The organism is Streptomyces solincola, from assembly GCF_002982015.1.
Classification (GTDB): Bacteria; Actinomycetota; Actinomycetes; order Streptomycetales; family Streptomycetaceae; genus Streptomyces; species Streptomyces solincola.
The window spans coordinates 1-3,867 of sequence record NZ_PVLV01000526.1 but is presented as its reverse complement, the minus strand read 5'-3'; the positions used below and the strand labels follow the sequence as shown (position 1 = coordinate 3,867).

At 73.8% G+C, this 3,867-nt stretch carries 4 protein-coding genes; 3 read left to right on the top strand and 1 reads right to left on the bottom strand.

Annotation, left to right across the window (positions count from 1 at the left end; genetic code table 11):
* The first annotated feature begins 257 nt into the window (after positions 1-257).
* From C6N75_RS26370 to C6N75_RS26360, 3 genes are all read left to right on the top strand, one after another.
* Entirely contained in the window at positions 258-1,061 is an 804-nt protein-coding gene (locus tag C6N75_RS26370) for a glycerophosphodiester phosphodiesterase (RefSeq protein WP_105871382.1), read from the top strand.
* A 24-nt stretch (positions 1,062-1,085) separates the two neighbouring features.
* Entirely contained in the window at positions 1,086-1,766 is a 681-nt protein-coding gene (locus C6N75_RS26365) for an ATP-binding protein (protein WP_105871381.1), read from the top strand.
* Between the two features lie 300 nt (positions 1,767-2,066).
* Positions 2,067-3,059 carry a DUF5926 family protein gene (locus tag C6N75_RS26360; protein ID WP_105871380.1) on the top strand — a complete coding sequence of 331 codons (993 nt, stop codon included), beginning with the start codon at positions 2,067-2,069 and terminating at the stop codon, positions 3,057-3,059.
* A gap of 289 nt (positions 3,060-3,348) precedes the next feature.
* Here the strand turns inward: C6N75_RS26360 and C6N75_RS26355 are convergent.
* Positions 3,349-3,867, bottom strand: a 519-nt coding sequence (locus C6N75_RS26355) for a hypothetical protein (protein ID WP_258177624.1), incomplete at its 5' end; no start/stop codon positions are given.

The window sequence follows — 3,867 nt, the reverse complement described above, 5'->3', positions numbered from 1 at the left end:
GCCCCGTACGGCGCAGCGGCCGCGGCCGCTGCGCCGTACGGGGCGGGGCGGGGCAGCGGATGCGGTGGTCGTGCCGGTGGTCATGCGAACGCTCGTCGTCTTGTGTGTGCTGTCAGCTTTTCCCACCGCCCGTCAGGCCACTGTAAGCCGGAGCTGTGCATCGTCCCCCCATCCTTTACTACGGACAATTCGGACGCCTGGTGAAACCGGCAGCAGGACCGGGGAAAGGGAGCGGGCGGTGGTGGGACCATGGCGCGGTGACCCACGCACGGCAGCACACCATCCAGGTCGTCGCCCACCGGGGCGCCTCCGAGGACGCGCCCGAGCACACGCTCGCCGCGTACATGAAGGCCATCGAGGACGGTGCGGACGGCCTGGAGTGCGATGTCCGGCTGACCGCCGACGGCCACCTGGTCTGCGTGCACGACCGGCGCGTCAACCGCACCTCCAACGGCCGGGGCGCCGTCTCCACGCTGGAGCTGGCCGACCTCGCCCAGCTCGACTTCGGCGCCTGGAAGGACCCGCACGAGAGCCCGGACTGGGGCGACCCGGAATTCACCTCGGTGCTGACCCTGGAGCGGCTGCTCGCGCTCGTCGCGGACGCCGGGCGCCGGATCGAGCTGGCCATCGAGACCAAGCACCCCACCCGCTGGGCGGGCCAGGTCGAGCAGCGCCTCATCCAGCAGCTCGACCGCTTCGGCCTGACCCGGCCGCGTACCGGCACCACCTCCCCGGTCCGGGTGATGAGCTTCTCCGCCCGCTCGCTGTACCGGGTGGCGGCCGCCGCGCCGGAGGTCCCCACCGTGTACCTGATGCAGTGGGTCTCGCCGCGTCGGATGCGGGACGGGCGGCTGCCCGCCGGGTCCCGGATCGCCGGGCCCTCCATCCGGACCGTGCGCAACCACCCCGCGTACGTCGAGCGCCTCCGCCGGGCCGGCCACCGCGTCCACGTCTGGACGGTCGACGACCCCGAGGACGTCGAGCTGTGCGCCCGCCTCGGGGTCGAGGCGATCATCACCAACCGCCCCCGGCAGGTCCTCTCCCAGCTCGGCCGCGGCTGACCGGAGCGCCCCGCCGGGACGCCGGTGCGCCGGAGTGCTCCAGCGCACAGCGGACGTCGGTTTCCGGTCCAGTCCAGTGGGGCATCCACCGAGTGGCGTGGGGCAAAGGAGGTCTCGGGGGTGGCGTTCGTGGTGGCACAGGAAGTGCCGGCGTCGTCGAGCATGGCCGTACCCCACGGTCCTGCCGGCGTGGGTGCGGCGAGGCGCCGTATGCGGGAGGAACTGGGGGCCGGCGGGGTCGCTGCGACCGTGGTCGACGACGCGGTGCTGGTCCTTTCCGAACTGCTCAGCAACTCCTGCCGGCACGGCAGGCCGCTGGGGCAGCGGGAGATCGGCGAGGGGGATGTGCGGGCCGCCTGGAGCGTGGACGACCAGGGCGCGCTCACCGTCGAGGTGACGGACGGCGGTGGTCCGACCCGACCGGTTCCGGCCACGCCCTCGGTGACCGCACGCGGCGGCCGGGGGCTGAACATCATCGACTCGCTCGCCCAACGATGGGGAGTACGGGACGGGGGGTCCGGCGAGGTCACCGTCTGGGTGGTCATCGACGGCGGGCACCGGCGCGACGACTTCGCTACGCGCGTCACCGGACCGCTGACCGCCCTGGACCCGCTGACCGCCCCCGGACTCGACTTCCTCGACGCGTACGGGGACGGATACGGGGAACAGGACGGGTACGGGGAAGGGTACGGCCCGCTGGGCTGACTTCCCCTCGGCGTGCACCGCGCCCGCGTACGGCGGGGGCGGCGTCGGCGGAGTCGGAGCAGGACAGAGGCGGGGCGGGGTGGCGTACCGCACCGGCTCGCGCGTGCCTCCGCACGGAGGCGGCTGCGGGCATGGCGCACCCCGGCGTCCGGGCCACGGCGCACCCCGGCATCCCGGCCATGGCGCACCATCGCACACCCGGCGCCGACGCGGCGGTCCGGCCCACGCGGGCGTCCTGGGCGGCTAGGCTCGCGGCCGACAACAGCACCGCCGCACCGCCGTTACGGGAGTAGCCACGCCATGGCCAAGAAGCGACCCCAGACCAAGGCCGGGAAGCCGCAGTCGCAGACACAGCCGCAGTCGCAGCTCAAGGACGGGGAGATCCCGGTCGTCGGCGCCCGCGAGCCCTGCCCCTGCGGTTCGGGCCGCCGCTACAAGGCCTGTCACGGCCGGAACGCCGCCCACGCGGCGACCGAGCTGGTGCGGCGGCCCTTCGAAGGGCTGCCGAGCGAGAGCGACTGGGTGGCGCTGCGCGAACTGGTCCCCGCGGCGACCGCCCCGCTGCACCTCAAGGGCGGGCTGCCCGAGGGCGTGCCGTCGGTGACGCTGGCGACCGTGCTGCCGATGACCTGGCCGGCGCTGCGCCGCGACGACGGCTCCGTGCTGCTCGCCCTTCAGAACGACACCTCGTCCGGCGACCTCAGCCGCGACCTCGCCGACACCCTGAAGCGGGCTCTGACGGCCCAGCCGGGCTCGCCGGTGCCCGGGCAGCGGGTCCCGGCCGACGGTCCGCGCCTCCAGGACCTGCTGGACACCGAGGCCGGCTTCGAGCCGGTCGTGCATACGGGCTTCGAGTTCTGGGTGCCGGACTCCGCCGACAGCGCCTCCGCCGAGGTGTCAGCGTCGCTGGAGCGCGCCAACGCCGCCGCCATCCCGACCGTCAAGCTGACGGGCGTGGAAGCCGCCTACTGGTGCGAGACGCCGGAGAAGAACCACCTGCGATGGGTGATGCCGCACCCCGAGGAGGCGCTGCTCGACGCGCTGGCCAGGCTGCACGCGGCCGGCACCTCCTCGCTCGGCGAGGGCACCCGGCTGGTCGGCTCGTTCCGCGCGCACGGGCTGATGGTCCCGGTCTGGGACCTGCCGTCCGCGATGAGCGCCAAGGAGTGCGAGCAGCCCGCCGCCGACTTCGCCGAGAGGCTGGCCGGGGCGCTCGCCGCCGACGCGCCCCTGACGGCCGACGAGCGCCGGGCGCGCAGCGGGCTGACCAACCGCCAGGTGACGCTGAGCTGAGCCGGCGACGGCGCGTCGCCGGCGCGGTCCCGGGGGCGCGCCGGCGATGGTCCGCACCGGACATCCCGACCGGTCGGTGACTTCGGCCACAACTCCCATCCCGCCGGGCGAATACCTGACTGAATAAGCGAGATCGAATTTGCAGACCGCCGATCTCTTGTTACGGTGCTGGAAGCCCGGTCGCTGGTGCATCCCCCGTCGCCAGCGACCGGGCCCTTCATTTTTCACGGAAGAGGACATTCCTCCTCCAGGCCGCTCAAGGGCTCCTCAAGCGCCACCGAAGCGCCGCTCAACTGCCATTTGGGTCACCCGAGTTGCTGCCGGAACGGAGCAGCAGCGGTCCGTCCTCGAAGCGGCCGCCCGGTCCCTTGCCGGCAAACTCCGCCACTGCCGTGTATTCCTCCTGCTTAACGCCCGGATCGGGCTCTTCGGGCGTCTCGCAAACCCCCGGATCATCCTCGGCCGGAACGGCGCAATACGTTTCCACGGTGTGGCCGCCGGGCGCCATCAAGGTCAGTACGAGACGCATCTCGGCGCCGGTGGCGTTGCGGTAGTACGTCCGGCCCCGCACGTCACCGGCGTCCCCGCGCTCCACGCAGGTCTGCGCCTCCACGCCGCCGGGGGAGGTCACCTCGGGACCGCAGCTCACCGCCCGGGCGGCCTCGCCCGGCACGAACGCACGCGGGGCCGCGGCCGAAGCCGTGGTGGCCGGGCGGGCATCCGCGGCCGGGGCCGAAGCCGGGGCGGCGGGGCGGGTATCCATGTCCGCCGCCGGGACCGGGGCCGGGGCGGCGGGGCGGGCGGCCTC

Coding starts and splice junctions, on each gene's coding strand:
- C6N75_RS26360 (WP_105871380.1), top strand. CDS start 2,067: ATGGCCAAGAAGCGACCCCAGACCAAGGCCGGGAAGCCGCAGTCGCAG.